Genomic DNA, 24,871 nt, shown 5'->3' with positions numbered 1-24,871 from the left:
CTGTCTCCGGCTTTCCTCCGGGCGCTTTCCCTTCGGTCTTGCGTTTCCGACTCTATCAGATCTTCCCGACCCGATTTCCTCGGTGCTTTCCAGGTTCCCGCTTTCGCGTTTCCCTTTCCGGCGGACCCGACTCTATCAGACCCTTTCGGTGCTGATCCCCCGTCAGGAGGGGTTGCCATCGCGGCTGTTGGGCCGTTCTGGTGTCCCAGACCTTAGCCGACTTTCCCGGCGATTCCCAATCGGTCCTTCAGTCCCGATCGGGCCGCACGGTACCCACGGAAAGGAATTCGGCATGCCGAAGTCTTTCCCGCGGGAAGGTCGTACTGGTGTGGGGTGCCGCTGCTGCGGCGGGAGGTGCTGCCGGAGAACCGTGACGGCTCGGTGGCAACCCGGAGAACTTTACGGATCGCGCGGGGGTGTGTCAAGTACCCCGGGTCATACGGTGTCGTCGAGGTCGCTGAGCCGGCCGCCGGCGTCGGGCTGGGCGTCCTCGACCCTGATGAGCAGGCGGGTGAGGACCTCGCCGAGCGCGGTGCGCTCCTGCGGGGAGAGGTCCTGGAGCAGGTCCGCCTCGAAGACGGTGGCCAGGCGCATGGCCTCCATCCACTTCTCGCGTCCGTCACCGGTCAGCTCGATGATGACGCGGACCCGGTTGGACTCGTCGCGCTCCCGGGTGACCAGGCCCTCCGCCACCAGGCGGTCGATGCGGTGGGTCATCGCGGCCGGGGTGAGGCCGAGGCGCTTGGCGAGGTCGCTCGGGCCCATCCGGTAGGGGGCGCCGGACAGGACGAGGGCCTTGAGGACCTCCCAGTCGGCGTTGGTGATGCCGAGCTCGGCGGTCTGCCTGCCGTACGCCACGTTCATCCGGCGGTTGAGCCGGGAGAGCGCGGAGACGATCTGCTCGACCTGGGGGTCGAGGTCCTGGAACTCACGCTGGTAGGCGGCGATCTGCTCTTCGAGTGTCGGCTCGCCGGCGCCGGAGGTCTCGCCCATGGGCGCAGTATGGCACGGGTCTCCTTTGCGTTGAAGTCCTTCGCTGTGTAGCCTTTAGCGTTGAACTTTAGCTTCTAAGTCTTCAGCCCTAAGGCTGGAGCGGAGATACGAGAGAGGGTGAACGTGACCAGGGCGATGGGCGCGGCGATGCGCCGGATTCACGTGGGCAACGCACTCAGCGCGTTCGGACTCGGCTTCACCATTCCCTACCTGTACGTCTATGTGGCGCAGGTACGGGGTCTGGGTTCCATGACGGCGGGGCTCGTCCTCGCCGTCTTCGCCGTGGCCGCGCTGATCGTGCTGCCGTTCGCCGGGCGGGCCATCGTCCGGCGGGGCCCGCTGCCGGTGCTGATGACGGCCCTGGTCACCGCCTCCCTCGGCGCGCTCAGCCTGGGTCTGTCCACGTACGCCTCCACCGTCCTGCTCTCCGCCGCCCTGCTGGGGGCGGGCCAGGCCGTGATGCAGCCGGCGCTGGCGACGATGATCGTGGACTGCTCCTCGGCGGAGACCCGGTCGCGGGCCTTCGCGCTCCAGTTCTTCCTGCAGAACCTGGGCCTGGGGGTCGGCGGGCTCATCGGCGGCCATCTCGTCGACGCGTCGCGGCCGGCCTCGTTCACCCTGCTCTTCGCCATCGAGGCGGCGATGTTCCTCGTGCTGGTCGCGGTGATGGCGACGGTGCGGATGCCGCGGGCGCCGCGCGTGGCGGGGGTGCCGGGCGAGCCGGCGGGCAGCGGGTGGAAGCAGCTCCTGGGCAACCGCGCGATGGTGCAGCTCTGCGTGCTGGGCTTCGTCCTCTTCTTCGCCTGCTACGGGCAGTTCGAGTCCGGGCTGGCCGCGTACGGCGTCGAGGCGGCGGGCATCTCGACCTCCGCGCTCGGCACGGCGCTCGCCGCGAACACGCTGGTGATCGTGGTGGCGCAGTTCGCGGTGCTGAAGTTCGTCGAGCGGCGCAAGCGCTCGCGGGTGATCGCCGCGGTGGGGCTGATCTGGGCCGTGGCGTGGGCCGTGGCCGGGTACGCGGGGCTGGGCGACGGCAGCCAGACGATGGCGACGGCCGCCTTCATCTCGACGTACGCCCTGTTCGGGCTGGGTGAGGCGATGCTGTCGCCGACGGTGGCCCCGCTGGTGGCGGACCTGGCGCCGGCCGGGCTGGCCGGCCAGTACAACTCCGCCTTCGCCCTGGTGAAGCAGCTCGCGCTGGCGATCGGGCCGGCGGTGGGCGGGCCGATGGGGGCCTCGCTGCACGCGCCGTACATCGTGACCTTCCTGCTGTTCTCGCTGGGGATCACGGTGCTGGCGGTGCGGTTGGGGCACCGGCTCACGGAGGTGCAGAACCAGCCCTCGCTGGTGCGGAGCCGGGTGGTCACGCAGGGCGGGGCACCGGCCGGGCAGGTGGCGACCGCCGAGGCGTGAGCCGGAGCCGCGGGTCCCGGCGGGCGGCGCCGGTCACGGGCGGGGCAGTTCGAACTCGCACCAGACGACCTTGCCGCCGCCGGGCGTGCGCCGGGCGCCCCAGTGGGTGGCGATCGTCGCCACGATGGCGATGCCCCGGCCGGACTCGTCCACCGGCTCCGCGCGCCGGCGCAGGGGCAGGTGGTCGTCGCCGTCGGCGACCTCGATGATCAGGCGCCGGTCGGTGCGGCGCAGCCGCAGCCGCATGGGCGGGGTGCCGTGCCGCAGGGCGTTGGCGACGAGTTCGCTGGCGGCCAGGACGCCCTGGTCGTGCAGGTCGGCGGGGAAGCGCCAGCTCGCGAGGACCCCGGAGGCGAAGGCACGCGCGCGGGGTGCCGCCTCCACGCCGCCGAGCAGTTCCAGGGTGGCGTTGCGGAAGAGTTCCGATTCGGGGCCGCGGCGGGCGGGGTGCTGGAGGACGAGGACGGCCACGTCGTCGTCGTGGTCCGGGGTGACGCCCGCGGAGCGCACCAGCCGGTCGCAGACCACTTGGGGGCTGCCGGTCGCGCCGGACAGGGCGTTCTCCAGGGCGGCGATGCCCTCGTCCAGGTCCTCGTTGCGGCGCTCCACGAGGCCGTCGGTGTAGAGGACGGCGGTCGAGCCGGGGCCCAGCGGCACCGAGCCGGAGGTGTGGACCCAGCCGCCGGTGCCGAGGGGCGGGCCGGTGGGTTCGTCGGCGCGGCGCACGGTGCCGTGCTCGTCGCGGACGAGGATCGGCAGGTGGCCGGCGGAGGCATAGACCAGCTCGCCCTCGGTCGGGTCGTGGATGGCGTAGACGCAGGTGGCGATCTGGCTGGCGTCGATCTCGGTGGCGAGGCCGTCGAGGAGCTGGAGCACCTCGTGCGGGGGCAGGTCCAGGCGGGCGTAGGCGCGGACCGCGGTGCGGAGCTGGCCCATGACGGCGGCGGCGCGCACCCCGCGCCCCATGACGTCGCCGATGACGAGGGCGGTGCGTCCGCCGCCGAGGGTGATCACGTCGTACCAGTCGCCGCCGACGGCGGCCTCGGTGCCGCCGGGGTGGTAGGTGGCGGCGACCCGGAGGTCGTCGGGCTCCTCCAGTTCCTGCGGGAGCAGGGAGCGCTGGAGGGTGACGGCGGTCTCGCGCTGGCGGGCCTCGCTCGCGCGCAGGCGTCCGGCGGCCTCGGCGTGGTCGGTGACGTCGGTGGCGAAGACGAGGACGCCGTCGCTGCCGGCCTCGGTGACCGGGGCGCAGGTGAAGGTGTAGGAGCGGCCGTCGGTGGCCTTGCGGGATTTGAGGGTGCGGGGCCGGCCGCTGCGCTGGACCTGGTCGAGGAGCGGGAAGAGGCCGAGTTCGTCCAGCTCGGGCAGGACGTCGCGGGCGCGCGCGCCGGTGCGGCGGGGGCCGAAGGCCGCGATGTAGGCGTCGTTGAGGTAGGCGATGCGGTGGTCGGGGCCGTGGACGAGGGCGACGAGGGCGGGGACGCGGTCGAGGACGTCCCTGACGGGCAGGTCGTCGACGGCGGGGACGGGTGGCGCCGCGTCGGTGAGCTGCTCGGCGCGGGCGGCGGGCACGGAGCCGTCGGTCCGCCGGTCCGTGGCGACGGCCGTGTCGGCGCGTGCCGCGGCGCGGCGCTGTGTTCCGGGGATGCGGGCGCTCCAGCGCGTGAAGTTCACGATTCCTTGCCTCGTGTAGTCGTCGGCGGCCGGCACCGGAACCGGCCGGGCCCGGGAGCCGCGCGGGATGAGCGGAGGCCCGCCCGCGATGGTGGACCAGTCTTGCAGGGGGCCGTCCGGACCGACATCCGTCAGACGCCGGTCCCGGCCGGGGAGTTCCCGCGTCCGGTCAGGACGACCCCTTCGGGTCGTCCTCGGGGTCACGGGGTGGTTTTCGCCCGGCCGCGAGTTCGAACTCGGCGCGCGGGTGTTCGAGGGAGCCGAGGGAGACGATCTCGCGGGTGAAGAGTCCGCCGAGCACCCATTCGGCGAGGACGCGGGCCTTGCGGTTGACGGTGGGGAGCCGGCTGAGGTGGTAGGCGCGGTGCATGAACCAGGCGGGGTAGCCCTTGAGCTTGCGTCCGTAGACGTGGGCGACGCCCTGGTGGAGGCCGAGGGAGGCGACGGAGCCGGCGTGGTGGTGGGCGTAGGTGTCGAGGGGTTCGCCGCGCAGGCTGTGGGCGATGTTGTCGCCGAGGACGGCGGCCTGGCGTACGGCGTGCTGGGCGTTGGGTGCGCAGAGCGGGCGGGGTCCGTCGCCGGGGGCGGGGGCGGTGACGTCGGGGACGGCGGCGGCGTCGCCGGCGGCCCAGGCGTGCGGGGCACCGTCGACGGCCAGTTCGGGGGTGCACAGGAGGCGGCCCCGGGCGTCGAGGGGGAGGCCGGTGCCGGCGAGCAGGGGGTGGGGTTTGACGCCGGCCGTCCACACGAGGGTGCGGGTGGGGAAGCGGGAGCCGTCGCTGAGCCGGGCGACGCGGTCGGCGCAGGAGTCCAGGCGGGTCTCCAGGCGGACGTCGATGTTGCGGCGGCGCAGTTCGGTGACGGTGTAGCGGCCCATGTCCTCGCCGACCTCGGGGAGGATGCGGCCGGTGGCCTCGACGAGGACCCATCTCATGTCCTCGGGGGTCAGGTTGTGGTAGTAGCGCGTGGCGTAGCGGGCCATGTCCTCCAGTTCGCCGAGGGCCTCGACGCCCGCGTAGCCGCCGCCGACGAAGACGAAGGTGAGGGCGGCGGCGCGGACGGCGGGGTCGCGGGTGGAGGAGGCGATGTCCATCTGTTCGAGGACGTGGTTGCGCAGGCCGATGGCCTCCTCGACGGTCTTGAAGCCGATGCCGTGGTCGGCGAGGCCGGGGACGGGCAGGGTGCGGGCGACCGATCCGGGGGCGAGGACGAGTTCGTCGTACTCCACCCGGCGGGGGTCGCCGCCCTCCTCGTCGGTGGCGAGGGTGGTGAGGGTGGCGGTGCGGGCGGCGTGGTCGAGGGAGCGCACCTCGCCGACGACGATCCGGCAGCGGTCCAGGACGCGGCGGAGCGGGACGACGACGTGCCGCGGGGAGATGGAGCCCGCGGCGGCCTCGGGGAGGAACGGCTGGTACGTCATGTACGGGTCGGGGCTGACGACCGTGACCTCGGCCTCGCCCCGGCGGATTTCGGCCTTGAGCCGCCGCTGTAGTCGCAGGGCCGTGTACATCCCGACGTAGCCGCCGCCGACAACGAGAATGCGCGCACGTTCCTTCACCCTCCCATGACGCACCCGACGCTCGCGTTTGTCCACAGGCCCGACAGATCGTGTGACCGCGTTCTCCGGCGCGACGGGAATGGCCGAAACCGCACGCAGGGACCGCTCGCCCAGGTCAGCGGGGTGGGCGTGGGGGCGCAAGGGGGCGTATTCGGGGCGTATACGATCCCTGCTCCGATCGGGGGGCGCTCTGTGCGGAACCTGCCCCTTCTGAATTGACGGCCACTCAACTATGTTCGTCCCCACGGGGTGTGGGGGGATGTGGCTCCATCGGGTCCGCGTCAGACGGACGGCCGATCCGGGTCCGTTCCGCGCGCTTCATGCTGTCGATGGCGGGGAGTGTCTCCGGGGGGAGACGTCATGACCGGGGGAATGTCTATGCATGTTCAGGGGTCTCATTGGCCGTCCGCTCCGGCCCTCGCGCCGGGTGCCGCGGTGGCTCCGGGGGCGGGCGGCGGACGCGGGGGCGCCCGGACGGCGCCGCTGCGCGTGGACGCCCAGCGCAATCTGGAGCACGTGCTGCGCGCGGCGCGCGAGGTCTTCGGCGAGCTGGGGTACGGGGCGCCGATGGAGGACGTGGCGCGGCGCGCGCGGGTCGGCGTCGGCACGGTGTACCGGCGGTTCCCGAGCAAGGACGTGCTGGTGCGCCGGATCGCCGAGGAGGAGACGGCCCGGCTGACCGACCAGGCCCGCGCCGCCCTCGGCCAGGAGGACGAGCCGTGGTCGGCGCTGGCGCGCTTCCTGCGCACGTCGGTGGCGTCCGGTGCCGGGCGCCTGCTGCCGCCGCAGGTGCTGCGGGTCGGCGTGGCCGACGAGGGCGAGGGCGACGCCCTGGGCGAGCCGCGGGTGCCGCAGCAGCGGGCGCAGCCGGGCTCGGGCGAGCTGCGGCTGGTGCCCGAGGGCGCGGAGCCGGCCGCCGCGGAGCCGGACCACGGGACGGCGGCGCTGCTGGAGGTCGTGGGCCGGCTGGTGGAGCGGGCGCGTGCGGCGGGCGAGCTGCGGCCGGACGTGTCGGTCTCGGACGTCCTGCTGGTGATAGCGACGGCGGCGCCCTCGCTGCCGGACGCGGCGCAGCAGGCGGCGGCCTCGGCACGGCTGCTGGACATCCTCCTGGAGGGCCTGCGGTCGCGCCCCGCCTGACGCGCGGGCGGAAGTCCTGGGCGCGGCCGGCCCACCGCGCCCGGACGGACGTTCCTCATTCCCCGAACACATGAGCGCAATCGTCCCGGGCGGGTAAGTCCCCACGGACGGGTGATGGTCGGCACCTCGGCGCCCTCATCAAAAAGTCATGTGGCACCCTGGCCGATGTTCGGAACTGGTCGGGCAGGTGGCGGGGGCGTTCCGCGATGAGCGTTGACGGGTGGGACAAGTCACTCGGTGACGGCGAGGCCGGACTCGGTGACCCGCCGCAGGTGCCGGGCCAGGGCGGCCCGGCGGGCCTCCCGCGAGGCGCCGGACCCGCGGAGGGAAGCGTTCCCGCACAGCGCGAGCGGTACGACGACGGGGTGCTGCCCCCACCGCGCGAGATGCCGGCCGCCGACGCCGAGCTGATCGACCTGATGCGCGCGGGCGACGACACGGCGTACGAGGAGCTGTACCGGCGCCATGCCGACGCCGTGCGCCGGTACGCGCGCACGTGCTGCCGCGACGCCCATACGGCGGACGACCTGACCGCCGAGGTGTTCGCCGGGATGCTCCAGGCGGTGCGGCGCGGCTCCGGCCCCGAGCACGCCGTCCGCGCCTACCTGCTGACCTCGGTCCGGCGGGTCGCCGCGGGCTGGGTGCGGTCGGCGAAGCGGGAGCAACTGGTCGACGACTTCGCGGTGTTCGCGGCGCAGTCCTCGCGCGGCGCCGCGGTGCCGGACGACGACACGCTCGAACTGGGCGCCGATGTGCGGGCCATGCACGAGGCCGAGCAGTCGATGGCCATGCGGGCCTTCCGTTCGCTGCCCGAGCGGTGGCAGGCGGTGCTGTGGCACACCGAGGTCGAGGACGAGTCGCCGAGCGAGGTGGCCGTCCTCTTCGGGCTGGACGCCAACGGCACGCGCGTGCTGGCCAGCCGCGCCCGGGAGGGGCTGAAGCAGGCGTACCTCCAGGCCCATGTCAGCGACGCCCTCGCGGGAGACGCGCAGTGCGCGCGCTACGCCGACCAGTTGGGCACCTACGCGCGCGGACGGCTGCGCACCCGGGCCGAGCGGGGGCTGCGCAAGCACCTGGAGGAGTGCGCCCGGTGCCGGCTCGCCGCCGGCCAGATCCAGGAAGTGGCGAGCGGCATCCCGGCCGTGGTCCCGCTCGCGGTCATCGGCTGGTTCGGTGCCGCCGGGTACGCGAAGGCGGCCGGGCTCATCGCCGGCGGCGCGGGTGCCGGGGCGGCCGGTGCCGCCGGTGCGGCAGCCGCGGCCAACGGCGGCGCGTCGGGCGGGGCGGGCGCGGGGGCGGCCTCGGAGGGCATCGGGGCTCCGCTGAAGGCCGGCATCGCGGCCGGCGTGGTCGCGGTGGGCGTGGCGGCGGCCCTGGTCCTCGCCCTCGCCGGCAACGACACCCCCGCCGGGCAGCCCCCCGAGGCGGCCCCGCCCCCCTCGGCGCCCGCGGCCCACCCCACCCCGGAACCGCCCGCGCCGGAACCGGCCGACCCCCCGCCCCCGCCGGCCCCCGCCCCCACACCGACGCCCACACCCACACCCACACCGACGCCCACGCCCACTCCCACTCCCCCGCCGAAGCCCGCACCGACCCCCACCCCGAAGCCGACCCCCACACCCACTCCCACACCCACCCCCACACCGACGCCGACGCCGACGCCCCCTCCGCCCCCGCCTCCCGCTCCGGAGGTCTTCCAGTGGAACGAGCTGTCGTACGACCTCACGGGCGACGGCACCGGTCCGGAGATGCGTCTGGGCGGCAGCGGTTGGGCCTGGCAGCGCACGGGACTGTGGATCGGCGGTCAGCGGCACGCGCACGGCGTCACGGTGCACGGCAGCTCCTCCGTCACGATCGACCTCAACCGCGCCTGCTCGTCCTACGACGCGCTGGTGGGCGTGGACGACATGACGAGGCTCGGCAAGGTGCGCTTCTCGGTCCACGCGGACGGCGTCCGGCTGTGGAACTCCGGCACGGTGAAGGGCGGCGACCAGGCGATCCCCGTCCACGTGAACCTCACGGGACGCAAGACCGTACGCCTGGTGGTCGCACCCCACGGGCCCTTCGACACGGCCACGCTGGCGGACTGGGCGCAGTCGCGCTTCACCTGTACGTGAGGGCACAGGGCACCCGCGTACGGCCGCGGCCTCACCCCCACACCCCGACCGAGCCCGCCCCCACCGAGCGCACCCCCGCGGGGGCCGCTCAGACCCGCCGCACCACGGCCCCCGCCCCGCCCAGCGCGCCCCGCTGCGGCACGATCCCCGCGGGCACCGCCCGCTGCCGGGCCGGCGTCCCCGTCCAGCAGGTCCCGCGCCGCGCGAGCAGCCGCCCGAGCCACAGCTCCAGGGAGACCAGCCCGGCGAGCCCCTCCAGCGGCAGCGGCTCCCCCTCGGCCGCCGCCCGCAGCGCCTTGCGGACGACCCGCGCCTCCACCAGCCCCGCCTGCGCGAGCAGCGGCGTGTCGAAGAGCATGAGCAGCGAGTCGGCGGCGACCCGCAGCCCGGTCCGCGTGGCCGTGGCCTCCGGCGCTCGGGTGGGCGTGCCCCAGCCGACGGGCAGGTCGCTCACCCCGGCCCCCTCCAGCACCGAGCGGAGGATCGCCGCCCGCGCCCCCGGCCGCACCCGCAGCGCCTCGGGCAGCGCGCGGCAGGCGCGGACGACCTGGTTGTCGAGGAACGGGGTGTGCAGCCGCTGGAAGCGGACCTCGGCGGCCTGCTCCAGCACCCGTACCTCGGCCGCCCGCCGGGCCAGCGCGGCCCGCGCGCGGAAGTCGCCGGGCCGCTGTCCGGGCCCCACGGCGGACCGCTGGGTCGCGGCCGTGAGCCGAACCGATACTTCCGCCAGCGCCTCGCCGGTCAGCCACCGCGCCGCCGGTCCCGGCCCGCCCCAGGTGAGCACGGCGAGGGACGCGTCGACGGCCCCGTCGCCCGGCGGGTCGAAGCGGCGCCGCATGAGCTGTTCGGCGAGGTCGTCGAGGCCGGACCGGTAGGGCATGCGGGACAGGCGCCGGGCGGCGGCGTAGACGCGGGCGGGCACGAGGACGGAACCGTCGGCGCGGGCGAGGGCGGCGACGGGCCGGACGAGGTGGCGCCGCTTGCGGTCCATCAACAGGTCGGCGAGGCGGGCCGGGTGGGCGTCGAGCACCTCCCGGGCGCCGTACCCGGTGAAGTGGTCGGCGCTGCCGGCGGCGAGGCGGGTGCGGTGGCGGGCGGCGGAGACGAGGCAGGCGGCCGGTTCGTCGGTCAGCGGCCCGTCGAGGACGGCGAAGGGCAGGACCTCCTCGCCGCCGGTCACCACGACATGGTGCAGGCGCGGGCCGGCGGCGATCGCCCCCGCGCGTTCCAGCTCGGACTCGCGCCCGCCGACGGCGAGGTCGTTGAAGGTGACGGCGAGCAGCCGTTCCCCCGCGCCGGGGCCGTGTCCGAGGACGGTGCCCGGCATGCCGGGGAGCCCGGCGGCGAGCAGCGCGAGCGTGCCGGAGGCGGGTCCGCCCGAGAGGTCGGCGCCGATGCCGGGGACCGGCATGCCGCGGGCGGCCCGCCGTTCCGCGGGGCCCATGCCGGGGACGGGGCCGGGGTCGATGCCGTCGCCGGGGACGTGCCGGGGCGCGGCGAGCCGGGTGCGCACGGCCTCGACCAGGGCGTCCCGGACGCCGTCGACGGCGCTGTCGGGGTCGGCGGGCGGGGCGGCGACGGCGAGCGAGGCGACCGGTTCGTATCCGGCGATCTCGCGCGCCCCGGCGCGCAGGATGAGTGCGTGCCCCGGCGGAACGCGCTTCACGCCGTCGTACGGGGTGGAGTCGTCGAGCGCGGCGGGCACGTCGGGGGCGGCCAGGAGCGCGGCGAGGTGCCCGAAGTCGAGGTTGGCCTCGACGAGGTCGGCCAGCGGCAGGGCGGCGGTGGCGTAGGCGGTGCCGCCGGCCCAGGGGGTGTGGAAGACGGGCCGTGCGCCGGCGAGGTCGCCGCAGACGGTGATGCGGCGGCCGACCTGGACGACGGCGGTGTAACTGCCGGGCCAGGCGGTCAGGTGGCGCAGGGCGCCGCCGCGGGCGGCGAAGAGTCCGACGCGCAGTTGTTCGTCGCCGGCGCCGCACAGGCCGAGGACGGCGATACGGGTCTGGGGGTCGGCGGTGACGACGCGCACCTCGTCGGGGCGCCAGTCGCCGACCGCCCACAGGGGGTCGGGGCCGCCCCAGATCGGCTGGGAGCCGACGGGCCGCACGCTCTCACCGTCGTATCCCGCGTATCCCGCGTATCCGTCGTGTCTGTCGTGTCTGTCGTGTCCGGTGCTCCCCGTGGGGCCGGCGCCGGCCGCGCCCGGGGCTCCCACGGCGGTGCTGCTCCACCCCACCAACCACCGCATCGACGCCTCCACAGGCCGGGAACCACCAGGCACGGTAAGAACCGGGTCCCCATGCTGCCATGAAGGGCGTGCCACGGAGCGTCGGCGGAGCCGTCCGCGCTCCCTCGAACACGCCCCCGCGGATACCCGCGCGGGGGCGTCGGCCTGCCGTTCGCGCCTGCCGGTCAGATCACGGCGACACGGTCGGGACGGCACGAGGACGACGCGAATGCGCCCCCATAATGCGCCCCTTGGCTACCCAAAGCGCCCTCAACTTCCGTGGTGGGAACGCCGCGAGCCCGAAAATCATAGGGTCGATTTTCGGCCAATTACCTGATGTTCTGCCGGCGTTGGCCACGCTCCGTACAGGTTCTGCGCAGTGCCCCGCGGTGCGCAGTCCGGGAGGCGGGACGCGCCCCCCGGACCGGTCCGCCGCCCGCGGGGATGTAGACGGCGGTGTCCCCCAGCCCACTGTCCTGGACAGCGGGCCGACCCACGCACCGCCATGGAACCGCTCCCGGAGCCGGCCACAGAAGAGCGCACGGACAGGCGCACGGCCACACACCGGGAGCACACGGCCACAGTCCGTACAGACGCCGCACTTCCGTACGGACCACAATCCCGCCATCCGGAAGAATGCCCCTTAACGCTTGGGATGCGGCGAACTACGCTGGGTTTACGAATGCCGCGGGGTTATGCCAGCGCGGCAGCCGTCTGTGTCGAGGGGTGGCGCATGTCCAGGGAGCAACGCGGGCCGAACGAAAAGCTCGGCGCCGTTCTCGCCCTCGCGGGAATCAGCAACGCGGGCCTCGCCCGCCGCGTCAACGACCTCGGCGCCCAGCGCGGGTTGACGCTTCGCTACGACAAGACGTCGGTGGCGCGCTGGGTGTCGAAGGGCATGGTGCCGCAGGGCGCCGCCCCGCACCTCATCGCCGCCGCGATCGGCCAGAAGCTCGGGCGCCCCGTCCCGTTGCACGAGATCGGCCTCGCGGACGCGGACCCGGCCCCCGAGGTCGGGCTCGCCTTCCCGAGGGACGTGGCGCAGGCGGTGCGGTCGGCGACCGAGCTGTACCGGCTCGACCTGGCCGGACGCCGGGCCGGCGGGGGCGGCATCTGGCAGTCCCTGGCGGGCTCGTTCGCGGTGAGCGCGTACGCGACCCCCGCCTCACGCTGGCTCATAACCCCGGCCGACAGTTCGGTGGCGCGCGACGTGAGCCCGGCCGAGGGCTCCGGCGCACCGCTGAAGGTCGGCCACAGCGATGTGCGCAAACTCCGGGAGGCCGCCGAGGACGCCCGCCGCTGGGACTCCAAGTACGGCGGCGGCGACTGGCGTTCGTCGATGGTGCCCGAGTGCTTACGCGTCGAGGCGGCTCCGCTGCTGCTCGGCGCCTACTCCGACGAGGTCGGCCGCGCCCTGTTCGGCGCCTCTGCCGAACTGACCCGCCTGGCCGGCTGGATGGCCTTCGACACCGGCCAGCAGGAAGCCGCCCAGCGGTACTACATCCAGGCGCTGCGGCTGGCCCGCGCGGCGGCGGACGTGCCGCTCGGCGGGTACGTGCTCGCCTCGATGTCGCTCCAGGCGACCTACCGGGGCTTCGGCGACGAGGGCGTCGACCTCGCGCAGGCCGCGCTCGAACGCAACCGGGGCCTGGCCACCGCCCGCACCATGAGCTTCTTCCGCCTGGTCGAGGCGCGGGCCCACGCCCGCGCCGGGGACGCCGCCGCGGCCGGTACGGCGCTGAAGGCGGCGGAGAGCTGGCTGGAGCGGTCCCGCCCCGGCGACAGCGACCCGACCTGGCTCGGCTTCTACTCCTACGACCGCTTCGCCGCCGACGCGGCCGAGTGCTACCGCGATCTGAAGGCACCCGGCCAGGTCCGCCGCTTCACCGAGCAGGCGCTGTCGAAGCCGACGGAGGAGTTCGTCCGCTCGCACGGGCTCCGGCTCGTCGTCTCGGCCGTCGCCGAACTGGAGTCGGGGAACCTGGACGCCGCCTGCGAGCAGGGCGTACGGGCGGTCGAGGTGGCCGGGCGCATCTCGTCCGCCCGCACCACCGAGTACGTCAAGGACCTCCTGCACCGGCTGGAGCCCTACGGCGACGAACCGCGCGTGGCCGAGCTGCGCGAGCGCGCCCGCCCGCTCCTGGTGACCCCGGCCTGACCCCGGGCCGGCCCCGGCCCACCGCCCCGGGCCGGCCCCGGCCGGTGGGCCGCCGCTCACGGAGGGCGGCCCACCGTCGGCCGTCGTCCCCCGAGCCGCGACGGTCCCCCGAGTCACCGGCGTGCGCCGACCCCCCGCGCGCCCGAGGAGCCCCGCACCCCGCACCGGCGCGCGCTCCGGCGCTCAGCCATCCCACGTAAAATCGACGCACTGTGTCTGATTCCCACCGCACCCCCGCCCACCGTCCGGCCTCCGCGGCCCCCACCGCGCCCGCCGACGCCCCCCTGCGCCACACCCGGGCGAAGGGGGAGCCACGGTTCCCGGACGGTCCGAAGGCCGACCCCGCCGGCTCCCACTTCGAGCGGCGCATCCGGAGCTTCCAGCCCCGCCGGAGCCGGGTCACCGCCGGACAGGCGGACGCCCTCCAGCGGCTCTGGGCGACCTGGGGTCTGGACGTCGACGGACAGCGGGTCCTCGACCTCGCCGCCCTGTTCGGCAACGACCGCCCCGTCGTCCTGGAGATCGGCTTCGGCATGGGCGAGGCCACCGCGCGGATGGCCGCCGCCGAACCGGAGGTCGACATCCTCGCGGTGGACGTGCACACCCCCGGCCAGGGCAACCTGCTCGCCCTCGCCGAACGCGGCGGGCTGACCAACATCCGGGTCGCCAACGGCGACGCGATCATCCTGCTGCGCGAGATGCTCACCCCGGACTCCCTCGCCGGACTGCGCGTCTACTTCCCCGACCCCTGGCCGAAGAAGCGGCACCACAAGCGGCGCCTGATCCAGCCGGAGTTCCTGACGCTGGCCGCCTCCCGCATGGCCCCGGGGGCCGAGCTGCACTGCGCCACCGACTGGGAGCCGTACGCCGAGCACATGCTGGAGGTGCTCACCGCGCACCCGGACTTCGAGAACACCCGGGCCGACGGCGGCTTCGCGCCCCGCCCCGCCCACCGCCCGCTGACCCGCTTCGAGGGGCAGGGCCTGGACAAGGGCCACGTCGTGAACGACCTGGTCTTCCGCCGCGTCCCGCACGACGGCCGGACCGACGCGCGGCCCGGCGCCGGGTAAGGGCCGGGCGCCGGGTAAGGGCCGGGCGCCGGGTAAGGGCCGGGCGCCGGTACCGCGCTCAGGCGGAGGCGTCCGTCAGCTTCGTGATCTCCTGCGGCGTGAGGGCCGGCTCCGCCACGCCGAGCAGCGCCGGAAGCTGCTCCACGGTCCGCGCGGAGGCGATCGGCGCGACGACCGTCGGCTGGGCCGCGAGCCAGGCGAGGGCCACCGTGGCGAGGGGCGCGTCGTGCGCCTCGGCGACCTCGTCGAGGGCCGCGAGGACGCGTCGGCCGCGCTCGCTCTCCAGGTACCCGGCGGCCCGCCCGGCCCGCGCGCTGTCCACCTCCACGCCCGGCCGGTACTTGCCGGTGAGGAAGCCGGACGCCAGGCCGTAGTAGGGGACGGCGGCGAGCCCGGACCGCTCGGCGAGGTCGCGCAGCGGGCCCTCGTAGGTGTCGCGGGAGACCAGGTTGTAGTGGGGCTGGAGGGCGACGTACCGGGCGAGGCCCTCGCGCTCGGAGAACTCCAGCGACCGCGCGAGCCGCTCCGGGGAGATGTTGGAGGCGGCGATGTAGCGGACCTTGCCGGCCGTCACCAGCTCGTCGAGGGCCCCGATGATCTCCTCGACCGGCACCTCGGGCCGGTCGAAGTGGGTGTAGTAGAGGTCGATGTGATCGGTGCCGAGGCGGCGCAGCGAGGCGTCGGCGGCGGCCTTGATGTTGCCGGCGGACAGCCCCGGGTACTCCGGGTGCTGACTCACCTTCGTGGCGATCACGAGGTCGGCGCGGTTGCCGCGCGCGGCGAGCCACTCGCCGATGACGGTCTCGGACTCGCCGCCGGAGTTGCCCTCCACCCAGGCGGAGTAGGAGTCGGCCGTGTCGAGGAAGTTGCCGCCGGCGGCCACGTAGGCGTCGAGGACGGCGAAGGAACGGTCACGGTCGGCGGTCCACCCGAAGACGTTGCCGCCGAGGGCGAGCGGGAAGACCCGGAGACCGGAGGAACCGAGAGTACGCAGAGAAGTCATGTCGTACGACAACACCCGCACCGGACGCGGTCATTCCACCGGTGGGCCGCCGTTCCGTGGGCGGGGCCGTCACGGCGGGCCCCCGCGGACCGCGGGCCGGCACGCGCACCGGAGACCGGCGGCCCTGGCGTCGGGGGGTCGGCCGCCAGGACCGCCGGGGTCTTCCGGGAGGGCCGCCGCGGTCGCCGCACGGGGCGGGACCGCGGGTGTGTCGCGTCGAGGTGACGCGGGGATCGCCGCAGGGCCGGCGCGGGGGTCCGCGTCGGCTGCCCGGTCCGGGGTGCCGGACGCCTCAGATGCCGAGGCCCTTGCTCCGCAGCCACGCCGTCGGGTCGACACCGCTGTCGGCACCGCCGATGTGGACCTCGAAGTGCAGGTGCGGACCGGTCACGTTGCCGGTGGCGCCGACGCGGCCGATGACGTCACCCGTGTTGACCTGCTGGCCCACGCTGACGTTGATCGACGACTGGTGGGCGTACCACAGCTCGGTGCCGTCCTCCAGGGTGAGGATCGTGCGGTAGCCGTAGGAGCCCGCCCAGCCGGCCTCGGTGATCGTCCCGGTGTGGACGGCCTTGATCAGGGTGCCCGTGGGGGCGGCGAAGTCGAGGCCGGTGTGGTAGCCGGAGGACCACATGGAGCCGGACTGGCCGAAGGTCGAGGTGATCGTGTAGGCGGAGGTCGGCAGCGCGTACTGCCGGGCCAGCTCGGCCAGGCGCTCGGCCTCGGCCTTCTTGCGGGCCTCCTCCTCCGCCTTCTCCTTGGCGGCGGCGGCCTCGGCCTTGGCCTCCTTCTCCGCCTTGGCGGCGGCCTCGGCGGCCTGCTTCTCGGCGGCGGCGGCGGCCTCGGCGGCGGCCTTGCTCGCCACCTGGTCCTGCTGCTGCTCGGCCTGGGCCATGATCCGCGCCCGCAGCGCCTCACCGGCGTCGCCGGCACCCTCGGCGGTGTCGTCGGTGGAGACGCCGATGCCGCTGAGCGGGGTGCTGGAGCCCTCCGGCTCCGGCTCGGGGGTGGAGATCAGCGAGCCGACCGAGGGGAGGTCGGGCATGGAGATCGAGACGGGGGCCTTGCCGGGGGCCGCGGTGGCCATGCCGCCCGCGCCGACGGCCGCGATGACACCGACGCCGAGGACGGTGGAACTGCGGGCGAGTCCGCCGCGCTGCTTGGCGACGCGGTGCCGGCCCCGGACGGGCCGGACGGTGTCGGCGGTGGGGTTCCACTCCTCGAAGGGACCGTCGTCGGGGCGGGGGCCGCCGTAGACGAAGGGGTCGCCGTCGTACCTGCTCGGCACGGACGGAGCCTCGGGGGCGGGCCGGTTAGACGCCACGTGGGCGCGCTCCTTTCCTTCCTTCCGCCTACCGGGTTAGCTGACGGGTTCGGAGCAGGAAGGTCTCCTACGCGCGTATACCGGCCGTGTCTCCACGACGGCACACACACGATTCACCCCAATGTGGTGGTTCCCCGGTTCCCTCGCGGGATTCGGCGCGTGCGCACGGAGCCGCCTTCTGTGACGGCTGGGACGACCGCGCTGCGTTATCGAACGTTAATAGACACCGGGCATGGAATCCAAGCCGTTCCCCTTGATCATTAACGATCCCGGCGCGGACTTAGACCCCACGACCGGTGAAAACCGGGCGAGTTGACCCGTCCTCGGTGGAGCGCCTCACACCACGACTTTCTGATGGTGTGTCAGTTGTTATGCGCAGGGCGGTCGCCCGGTCACAGGTCGTGACAACGGGCCCCGGACGCGGGGTCCCCGGGGTCCGCCGGGTCAGGGCCGGCGTACGGCGAGCAGGGCCATGTCGTCCGCCATACCGCCCCCGGAGTACCGGCGCACGTCCTCCGCGAGGGTGTCCAGCAACTCCGACGGATGCCGGAAGTCCCGGCCGGCGAGGTAGGCGTACGGGTCGTAGAACTCCCCCCGTTCGTCACGGGCCTCGGTCAGCCCGTCGGTGTAGAGGAGCAGCGTGGCGCCGCCGGGGAAGCCGGACTCCTCGGCGTGGTCGGGCCAGACGCCGAGGTCGCCCATGCCGAGCGGCAGGGCCGCTTCGCGCACGGGCACCTGGCCGAGGGTGCCGTCGGCGTAGAGCAACAGGGGTGGCGGATGGCCGCGGTTGACGATGCGGACGGTGCCGTCGCCGTGCGGGAGTTCGGCGAGGACGGCGGTGGTGAACCCCTCGAAGGCGTCCAGTCCCTCGCGCCGGGTGCCCTCGCGGGCGAGCGCCCGCTCCAGCCGCTGCGCGACCGCCTCCAGCGTGGCCTCCTGCTCGGCGGCCTCCCGGAAGGCGCCGATCACGACGGCGACGGCCGCGACCGCGCCCATGCCCTTGCCGCGTACGTCCCCGACGATGAGCCGGACGCCCCGGGCGCTGTCCTGGACGGCGTAGAGGTCGCCGCCGATGAAGGCGTCGGCCTGGGCGGCCTCGTAGCGGGCGGCGATCTCGAAGCCGCCGATGCGTTCGGCGGGGGCGGGCAGCACCGCGCGCTGGGCGGCCTCGGCGATCTCGCGGGCGGAGGCGAGGCGTTCGTCGGTGCGGCGGACGAAGGTGTTGAAGAGGATGGCGAGGGCGGCGACGGTCGCGATGGTGGCCAGCTCGGTCAGGGAGTCGACGTACTGGAGGACGCCCTTGCCCGCCTGGAGCGTGAGGACGGCGATGACCGAGCCGGCGCTGGTGAGCACGGTGCCGCGCCGCGAGTAGATCGGCGCGGCGATCAGGGGGGCGGCCGTGTAGAGCGGCCCGGCGGTGAAGGAGCGCGGGGTGAGCAGGTCGTAGAGGACGGCGACGACGAGGATCAGGACGGGGAGCGCGCGCACCAGGGTCCGGCGCCGTGCCCGCCCCTCGCGCCGGGGCGGACGCGCGGGCGGCTCGGTCACGTCGCCGAGGCCCGGGTCGGGCACGGGGTCGCCGGGGAGCCTGCCGCCGGCCCTGGCGTACGCTCCCTCGTCGTCCACGTCACCTGGCCGCACCACTCGTCTCCTGCCGCCCCGCTGCCGTGCCGCTTGCCGTCCCGACGTCCAGGTTCGCGGGGGCGGCGACGGGCGGCGAGCGGTACGGGGCCGATCGGATGACGGGGTGGGCGGTGGCCGGCGGCGCGCGAGAACACACGCGAGAGAACACAGGAAAAGGCCGGAGACCAACCGGAGGACACCGCAGAACGACCAGAGGCGACCGGAGAACGCACCGGAGAACGCACCGGAGAACGCACCGGAGAACGCACCGGAGAACGCACCGGAGAACGCACCGGAGAACGCACCGGAGAACGCACCGGAGAACGCACCGGAGAACGCACCGGAGGCCGGAATCCTCAAGGATTCCGGCCTCCGGCCTTCAGTAGCGGGGACAGGATTTGAACCTGCGACCTCTGGGTTATGAGCCCAGCGAGCTACCGAGCTGCTCCACCCCGCGTCGTTGTGACTCCAGTGTACGTCATCCCGGGGGCCCGGCGCACATCTGTTTTCCCAGGCGCCCCGGCGGGTGTCTCGGCGCGTCTCAGCCGGTCAGATGCCGGTTCGGCGCCGTGGCCCGCTCCTCGTACTCGGGCAGGACGAGGACGGTGGCGCCCGCGGCGGCGAGCACCCCGCTCCCGTCGGCGTCCGCCACGAAGGTGTCCGGCTCCCGCCAGGCGGTGACCACCCGGCGCACCCCGGCGTCGAGGATGAGCCGGGCGCAGGGCGCGGGCCGGGAGGCGCGGCGGGCGCACGGCTCCAGGCTGCTGTAGACGGTGGCGCCGGTGAGCCGGGGGTCGGCGGGGTCGGTCTTGGCGAGGGCGGCCTCCTCGGCGTGGGCGACCGGGTCGTCGCCCTCCCGGGAGTGGCCGCGGGCGAGTTCGGTGCCGTCGGAGGCGACGACGACCGCGCCCACGCTGAACGCGGTGCGCGACGGCGGGCACAGCTCGGCCAGTTCGCAAGCGAGCGCGAGCCAGTGCCGGTCGGCGGCGGTGACGGTGCGGCCGGTGCCGGGCGCGGTGGGCAGGTAGCGGGTGAGGACGACGTCCTCGATGCGCCGCGTCTCCACCAGCCGCAGCCGCCCGCCCTGGTAGGCGCCGGGCCCGAACATGCGGGGCGCCCGCGGGTCCCCGACGAGCAACGGGGCCAGGACGAGCTGGAGTTCGTCGGCGAGCCCCTGTTGCAGCAACTGGGTGTGGACGGTCCCGCCGCCCTCCACCATGAGCCGTTCGACGCCGAGCGCGTCGTGGAGGTGTTCCAGCGCCGCCCGCCAGTCGATCCGGTCGCCGAGCGGCACGATGTCGGCGGCGATCCCGAGCGCGCGGGCCCGCCGGGCGCCCTCGTCGGTGGTCAGCAGGGCCTTGGCGCCGCCGGTGTGCCAGAAGGGCGCGGCCGGGTCCAGCTCCCCCGACCCGCTCACCGTGACCTTCAGCGGGTACTCCGGCCGCCCCGAGGCGACCCGCGCGGCCCGCCGCTCGGCCGAGTAGACGAGCAGCCGCGGGTTGTCGGCCCGGATCGTCCCGGCCCCGATCAACACCGCGTCCACGGACGCCCGTACCTCGTCGACCCGGTCGAAGTCCGCCGGCCCCGACAACAACAGCCGCTCGGGCCCGGTGTCGTCGAGATACCCGTCGAGGGAGACGGCGGCGGAGAGCAGGACATAGGGGAGAGGCATCGGCACTCCGGCTGGACGGGACGGACGGGCGGACGACAGGCGACGGCACGGACAACCGCACCCCGCCTCCCGAAGGACCGTACCGGGCGCCTCATCGCCCCCTCGCCACCTCATCGGCCCCGCCATCCCGTCTGAGTACGCGTACTCAGACGGGATGGCGGCCGTTACCGATGCGACACACAGCGACGGATCACTACTGTGCGGATCGATCCGATCGCAGAGCAGGAGGGCCACGCATGGCGTGGGACGAATGGGAGCGGCTGAAGGCCGCGGCGGCCGATCGCACCGGCACACGGACGCGGCTCGACCAGGTACCGGCCGAGCGGAGCGGCGGCACGGGCGACCTCATCTCGAACAAGCCCGCCTGGACGAAGGCCGGCACGGACATCGGTTCCCTGTGCGAGGACATCGGCAAGGCCACGGCACAGCTCAAGGACGGCCGGACGGGCCTGGGCGCCGACACCGGCTGTCTGACCGCCGCCGCCCGGAAGGCCGTCCACGACTCCTGGGAGACCTACGTCGAAAGCGTCGGCGGACGCTGCCGGAAGCTCTCCGGCCTGCTGGTGAAGGCGGGCGACGACCAGCTCAGGACGGACGAGTCGATCGAGGCCGAGATCGCCCGGCTCGTGGTGGAGTACGCCGACACACCGGCCGTCGGCGGCCAGGACAGGGACCGGTGACCGGACGTCATGGACCTCGCCACGCTCAAGGCCCTCAAGCCGGCCGAGTACTCCGAGGCGGCCGACGGCTACCGCCGCACCTCCGCCATGGCCGGCGCGGCCAAGGACCGCATCGACAACGAGATCGCGGTGGCCATGAGGAAGCGCCTGAGGGGCCAGGCCGCCACGGCGGCGGGCAAGCAGTTGGGGGAACTGAGCCAGAACTTCCACTACGTCCAGGTGCAGTGCGGCCTCGTCGGCACCGCCCTGGAGGCGTTCTCGTACGAGATGGAGGCTGCCAGGAGAAAGCTCGACGCGGCCCTCGACGGCGCCAGGGCGGCGAAGCTCACCGTCAACGCCGACGGCTCGGTCACCTACCCCCCGGGCGGGGAGAAGGACGAGGACGGCAGGACCCCCGCGGGCGGCACGGCGCACGGCCTGACCGACGCCACGGCCTCCGCCGTCGCCCGCCAGGCAGCCCACTTCGACCCCAACCCCCACCACCGCCTCGCCCAGGACTACGCCGACCAGATCGCCACCGCCCTCAAGGAGGCCACGGAGACCGACACCACATGGGCCCCCAGACTACGAGCCCTGCAAGCAGACGACGACCTCACGGTCTCCCCCACGGACTGGGCCGACACGTCCTCGGACACGGACGGTGTGCGCGAGGCGGGCAAGAAGTTCCTCGACTCCCTGCCTCAGCCTCCGAAGGAGGGAAGCCCCGAGGACAACGCGGAGTGGTGGAGGAAGCTCAGCGCGGAGGAGCGAGACGCCTGGATGTCCCTGCACCCCGCAACCGTAGGCGGGCTCGACGGGCTACCCGCCACCGTCCGGGACGAGGCCAACCGCATGGTGCTCGAAACCACACGCGGCACCATGCAGATGGAACTGAACTCGATCCCACCACCACCGTCCAACAAGTGGACGTGGATCACATCCGGCCCGTACCCGTCCAAGGTGTACACCGACGAATGGATGGAATGGCATAAAAATTACGGCGCCCGGTACGACCATCTCACCGGCTCCCTCAAAGGTATGCAAGCCATTCAGGACCGTTTCGATTCGACCGGCACAAAAGGACTCCCGGAAGCGTACTTGCTGGGGTTCAACCCCGAAAAGGACGGTCGTGCCATCATCGCCAACGGAAACCCTGATACCGCAGATCACACAGCGGTCTACGTTCCAGGCACGGAGTCCGATCTGGAAAACATCGGCGGGAACATCAATCGGATGATCCAGGTCTGGCAAGAAGCCAGCAGCAGATCTCGCGGCGAATCCGTTTCCACCATCACCTGGCTCGGTTACGACGCACCGGACGACGTCGTGAAAGATGCCCCCTTCGAACATTACGCATACGATGGCGCACCGGCGTTCCGGGACTTCCTGGACGGGCTGGACGCATCACATTCCGGGAATTCATCCTCTCACACCACGGTGATCGCCCATTCATACGGAACGACTCTCGTAGGCGCGGCAGCCCAGACTGGGCAGCTCAACGCCGATGAGATCATCTTCGCGGGCAGTCCTGGCGTCAAGGTCTCCAGGGCCGATGAGTTGGACGTCCCCAAGGGGCATGTATGGAATCAGGATGCCGACGGCGACATCGTCCCGAGTCTCGGCCGGTGGGGTCACGGCGGGGACCGCTTCATCATCCCCAGCGACCCGGAGTTCGGCGCCAATCAGATGATCACCGACACCAGAGGTCACAGCAATTACTGGAAACCGGGAACAAACAGCCTGGGAGATCAAGCGCTGATCGTCGTCGGAAAGGGTGACAACGTGCCACTACAGCCATCGCCCGCCCCGAAAGCACACGTAAAGTAGGAGCTGACGTGAAGTCTCGGCCGAGCACCCTGACACTCGCAGCATGCATGCTTCTCACGATCCTCACCGGATGCGACATGACTGAAAAAGACTCCGATGGCGTCCCGTTCTCCGGCATGAGCACTTCCCTTGATGCCGCCGACGCGATGGAAAGGGTGTCCAGCGAGATCTACGATCTCATCGGCGTGAAAGGAGAGGCGTCCGACAGTCACTCGACGGTCACCGAGTGCCCAGGCAGGGACGAAAACACCTATTTCCAGATTCTCCACCCCTGGAGTTTTTACCCCGCTGCGGCGAGCGACATCGACTCGGCAATGGATCGACTCAAAGAAGAATTGCCGAAAAACGGATGGAACATCGTCGAATACGGACCGGACGCCAGCAAGAACAAAAACATCAGAATGATTGCCGACAACGAAAAGAAGAAGGCCGGCGTGAAGGTCATCAAAATGGCCAAGGAAAACCCTCCGATGCTGAGCCTGTCCGTCATCTCCGGCTGCTACAAGATCCCAGACGGCCAAGAGATCCAGCGCTTCTGAACCTGCCCAGTCATGGAGAGGACAGCGTCATCGCGGTCAGCCGCCCGTCCCCGAGGAGGTCAGGCCCTACCCGCACGGCATCACCTCATGACCACGGCCCCGCTTCCGTCGTGTCTGATTCAGCGGGGGCTCAGCGCCCGGCGTGCGCGGTTGATGATGTTCTGCGCGCCCGCCCCGTACACCGCGGACTCCCGCAGCGTCTCCCAGGTCCGCAGGTACGTGCCGACATTGACCGGGTCGTCGATCCAGAGTTCCGCGTGCCAGTTCTCGACGATGACCTGCCGATCGTCGTACACCCAGAACGCAGTCGCCGGGGGGATCTTGACCGACGCGGACAACGGGATGACTCCCAGCTCCACCGTGTCCAGTCCGACGGTCCCGGCCAGCCGGTCGAGTTGCGCGGCCAGCACCGCCGGTGGGCATACGAGAGTATGCAGCGCAGGCTCCCACAGCAGCAGGTGGAACCTCTTCGCGGGATCGTAGAGCGCCTCTTGCCGCTGGATGCGCGACCGCACGGCGTCCTCGGTGTCGCGCGGGGTCCGCTGGAGTTCCGCGTACCGAGTGAAGATCGACCGCGCGTAGTCCGTGGTCTGAAGAATTCCGAAGATCATGGATGTCTCCCAGCCCCGGAACAGGCTGGCGTCAGCGTGGGCGCTCAGGTGCGTGTCCTGCACGGGCTTGTGTCCGGAGGCCAGTTGCCGCCGCCACGACCGGATGTGCGACTCGAAGCCGCCTAGCCGGGCGAGGAGTTCGTCGTACGTTTCGGGTTGCCCTGTGGCCTCCGCCCAGCAGCGCAGGTCGTCGGGCGTGGGCGTCTGGCGTCCGTTCTCCAGGCGGGAGACCTTCGACTTGTTCCAGCCGTGCTGCTGGGCGAGTTCAGCACCGGTGAGCCGGCCACCGGGCGCCGAGAGCCGCAGTTCCCGCAGCCGTGTCCCCAGGGCCTCTCGGGCCTGCTGGTAGTCCGTACTCACCGATGCCCCTGTCTAGTCTCCTGCCGACAGTCGCCGCGCGTACTCGCGGTACGGGATGGCGTAGTGCGTCGCCGCGTCGCGTGCCACGGCGTACCGCAGGACGGCGGCCGGTTCCCTGATCAGCTCCACGCTCACGAGGTCGTCGGCGTCGTCGAAGTCCAGCAGTGCGACAAGCCTGGAGTCAAAGATCCAGAAATCCTCTTCGGGCAGGGCGAGCCGCTCAGCACGGGCGCGGTCGAGGTTGTAGATGGTCTCGCCCACGGCGCTGTTGCGGCGGGCGTTCTCCAGCAGGTAGAGCCGGCCGGTGGTGGGCGGCTGGTCGATGACGCGGACGCGGCCGAACCTCTTCGCCAGCGCCGACTGCCGACGCCGCTCGGCGCACCACTCGGGGTCCGCCCCGTCCCAGTTCACCGGCACGCCTCGGGTGAACTGCGCGTAGGTCGGCGTTGTCCCCTCGGAGGCGTACCGGCGGCGCGTCTCCAGCCGCCAGGCCGTGTGCTCGAACGCGGTGAACAGCCGGTCGAACTCGTCCAGGCCGATGATGTCGGGCGCGCGGTCGGTGTCCTTCGGACCGAAGTCGACGAGCAGGTTTCGGGGGACGACGATCGGTACTTCGCCGGGTCCGAGCCGGCACAGCTTGGCGATGTCGTCCGGGTCTGTCAGCGGTGGTCCGTGGACGATGACCTCGCCCGTGTCCAGATCCTCGTCGACGGACGGGCAGCCGTTGACTCCGCTGCCAGTGCCGTTGAACCGTAGTCGCCGGGCCAGTGCCTCTCTCCCCTTCGCCGTGGTGGTGGTCCTCCCCAGCGTCTACGAGCCGGGCGCCCCGCGCCCTTGCTTCGCCATCTCCAGATGCGCAACTTCGAGCAACCTGACGAGGCAAGCGCGCAACCTCGCGCAACA

18 protein-coding genes, 1 tRNA gene and 1 riboswitch are annotated in these 24,871 nt (G+C 72.9%); of the genes, 8 read left to right on the top strand and 11 right to left on the bottom strand.

Features of this window, described 5'->3' with window-relative positions:
- Window positions 1-435: 435 nt before the first annotated feature.
- Window positions 436-993 carry a MarR family winged helix-turn-helix transcriptional regulator gene (locus J5Y05_RS15705; RefSeq protein ID WP_210872705.1) on the bottom strand — a complete coding sequence of 186 codons (558 nt, stop codon included), beginning with the start codon at window positions 991-993 and terminating at the stop codon, window positions 436-438.
- 135 nt (window positions 994-1,128) lie between these two features.
- On the opposite strand from J5Y05_RS15705, the gene J5Y05_RS15700 reads away from it, so the two are divergent.
- Window positions 1,129-2,406, top strand: a complete 1,278-nt coding sequence (locus J5Y05_RS15700; protein ID WP_210872813.1) for an MFS transporter — start codon at window positions 1,129-1,131, stop codon at window positions 2,404-2,406.
- A gap of 33 nt (window positions 2,407-2,439) precedes the next feature.
- On the opposite strand, the gene J5Y05_RS15695 is transcribed toward J5Y05_RS15700, so the two are convergent.
- On the bottom strand, window positions 2,440-4,080 hold the full coding sequence (locus J5Y05_RS15695) for an ATP-binding SpoIIE family protein phosphatase (protein ID WP_210872702.1): 1,641 nt from the start codon (window positions 4,078-4,080) through the stop codon (window positions 2,440-2,442).
- Between the two features lie 169 nt (window positions 4,081-4,249).
- Entirely contained in the window at window positions 4,250-5,638 is a 1,389-nt protein-coding gene (locus tag J5Y05_RS15690) for an NAD(P)/FAD-dependent oxidoreductase (protein WP_210872700.1), read from the bottom strand.
- Window positions 5,639-6,016: 378 nt separating this feature from the next.
- Between J5Y05_RS15690 and J5Y05_RS15685 the strand changes: the two genes are divergently transcribed.
- Window positions 6,017-6,778 carry a TetR/AcrR family transcriptional regulator gene (locus tag J5Y05_RS15685; RefSeq protein WP_210872811.1) on the top strand — a complete coding sequence of 254 codons (762 nt, stop codon included), beginning with the start codon at window positions 6,017-6,019 and terminating at the stop codon, window positions 6,776-6,778.
- A 206-nt stretch (window positions 6,779-6,984) separates the two neighbouring features.
- Complete coding sequence (locus J5Y05_RS15680; RefSeq protein WP_210872698.1) at window positions 6,985-8,895, top strand: sigma-70 family RNA polymerase sigma factor; 1,911 nt, start codon at window positions 6,985-6,987, stop codon at window positions 8,893-8,895.
- 88 nt (window positions 8,896-8,983) lie between these two features.
- Here the strand turns inward: J5Y05_RS15680 and J5Y05_RS15675 are convergent, their stop codons facing one another.
- On the bottom strand, window positions 8,984-11,143 hold the full coding sequence (locus tag J5Y05_RS15675; protein WP_210872696.1) for an asparagine synthase-related protein: 2,160 nt from the start codon (window positions 11,141-11,143) through the stop codon (window positions 8,984-8,986).
- A gap of 712 nt (window positions 11,144-11,855) precedes the next feature.
- Between J5Y05_RS15675 and J5Y05_RS15670 the strand changes: the two genes are divergently transcribed.
- Complete coding sequence (locus J5Y05_RS15670) at window positions 11,856-13,280, top strand: NsdA family TPR-like regulatory protein (RefSeq protein ID WP_210872694.1); 1,425 nt, start codon at window positions 11,856-11,858, stop codon at window positions 13,278-13,280.
- Window positions 13,281-13,492: 212 nt separating this feature from the next.
- The gene (trmB, locus tag J5Y05_RS15665) at window positions 13,493-14,350 is read left to right on the top strand and encodes a tRNA (guanosine(46)-N7)-methyltransferase TrmB (protein ID WP_210872692.1); all 858 of its coding nucleotides are present in this window, start codon (window positions 13,493-13,495) and stop codon (window positions 14,348-14,350) included.
- A 58-nt stretch (window positions 14,351-14,408) separates the two neighbouring features.
- On the opposite strand, the gene J5Y05_RS15660 is transcribed toward trmB, so the two are convergent.
- From J5Y05_RS15660 to J5Y05_RS15640, 5 genes are all read right to left on the bottom strand, one after another.
- Window positions 14,409-15,353 (bottom strand): aldo/keto reductase, encoded by a 945-nt coding sequence (locus tag J5Y05_RS15660; protein ID WP_210872689.1) that lies wholly within the window; start codon window positions 15,351-15,353, stop codon window positions 14,409-14,411.
- 292 nt (window positions 15,354-15,645) lie between these two features.
- Window positions 15,646-16,677 carry a M23 family metallopeptidase gene (locus J5Y05_RS15655; RefSeq protein WP_210872687.1) on the bottom strand — a complete coding sequence of 344 codons (1,032 nt, stop codon included), beginning with the start codon at window positions 16,675-16,677 and terminating at the stop codon, window positions 15,646-15,648.
- A 10-nt stretch (window positions 16,678-16,687) separates the two neighbouring features.
- Window positions 16,688-16,845, bottom strand: a riboswitch (cyclic di-AMP (ydaO/yuaA leader).
- A 276-nt stretch (window positions 16,846-17,121) separates the two neighbouring features.
- Window positions 17,122-18,303, bottom strand: a complete 1,182-nt coding sequence (locus J5Y05_RS32475; protein ID WP_210872685.1) for a PP2C family protein-serine/threonine phosphatase — start codon at window positions 18,301-18,303, stop codon at window positions 17,122-17,124.
- 380 nt (window positions 18,304-18,683) lie between these two features.
- Window positions 18,684-18,757 (bottom strand) — tRNA-Met (locus J5Y05_RS15645).
- An 84-nt stretch (window positions 18,758-18,841) separates the two neighbouring features.
- Window positions 18,842-19,972: a dihydrofolate reductase family protein gene (locus tag J5Y05_RS15640; RefSeq protein WP_210872683.1), complete on the bottom strand. Its 1,131-nt coding sequence runs from the start codon at window positions 19,970-19,972 to the stop codon at window positions 18,842-18,844.
- Between the two features lie 236 nt (window positions 19,973-20,208).
- On the opposite strand from J5Y05_RS15640, the gene J5Y05_RS15635 reads away from it, so the two are divergent.
- The 3 genes from J5Y05_RS15635 to J5Y05_RS15625 are packed head-to-tail and all read left to right on the top strand — an operon-like array spanning window position 20,209 to window position 22,997.
- Window positions 20,209-20,652, top strand: coding sequence for a hypothetical protein (locus J5Y05_RS15635; RefSeq protein WP_210872681.1), 444 nt, complete (start codon window positions 20,209-20,211; stop codon window positions 20,650-20,652).
- Window positions 20,653-20,661: 9 nt separating this feature from the next.
- Window positions 20,662-22,458: an alpha/beta hydrolase gene (locus J5Y05_RS15630; protein WP_210872679.1), complete on the top strand. Its 1,797-nt coding sequence runs from the start codon at window positions 20,662-20,664 to the stop codon at window positions 22,456-22,458.
- Window positions 22,459-22,505: 47 nt separating this feature from the next.
- Complete coding sequence (locus J5Y05_RS15625; RefSeq protein WP_210872677.1) at window positions 22,506-22,997, top strand: hypothetical protein; 492 nt, start codon at window positions 22,506-22,508, stop codon at window positions 22,995-22,997.
- Between the two features lie 119 nt (window positions 22,998-23,116).
- On the opposite strand, the gene J5Y05_RS15620 is transcribed toward J5Y05_RS15625, so the two are convergent.
- Window positions 23,117-23,968, bottom strand: a complete 852-nt coding sequence (locus tag J5Y05_RS15620) for a helix-turn-helix domain-containing protein (protein ID WP_210872675.1) — start codon at window positions 23,966-23,968, stop codon at window positions 23,117-23,119.
- A gap of 12 nt (window positions 23,969-23,980) precedes the next feature.
- A complete protein-coding gene (locus tag J5Y05_RS15615) occupies window positions 23,981-24,736 on the bottom strand; it encodes a DUF6879 family protein (RefSeq protein ID WP_210872809.1) in 756 nt (251 codons plus the stop codon).
- Window positions 24,737-24,871 lie beyond the last annotated feature (135 nt).

The sequence above is a fragment of the Streptomyces tagetis genome, assembly GCF_018069565.1.
GTDB lineage: Bacteria > Actinomycetota > Actinomycetes > Streptomycetales > Streptomycetaceae > Streptomyces > Streptomyces tagetis.
This window is presented reverse-complemented; position numbering and strand designations above follow the sequence as displayed.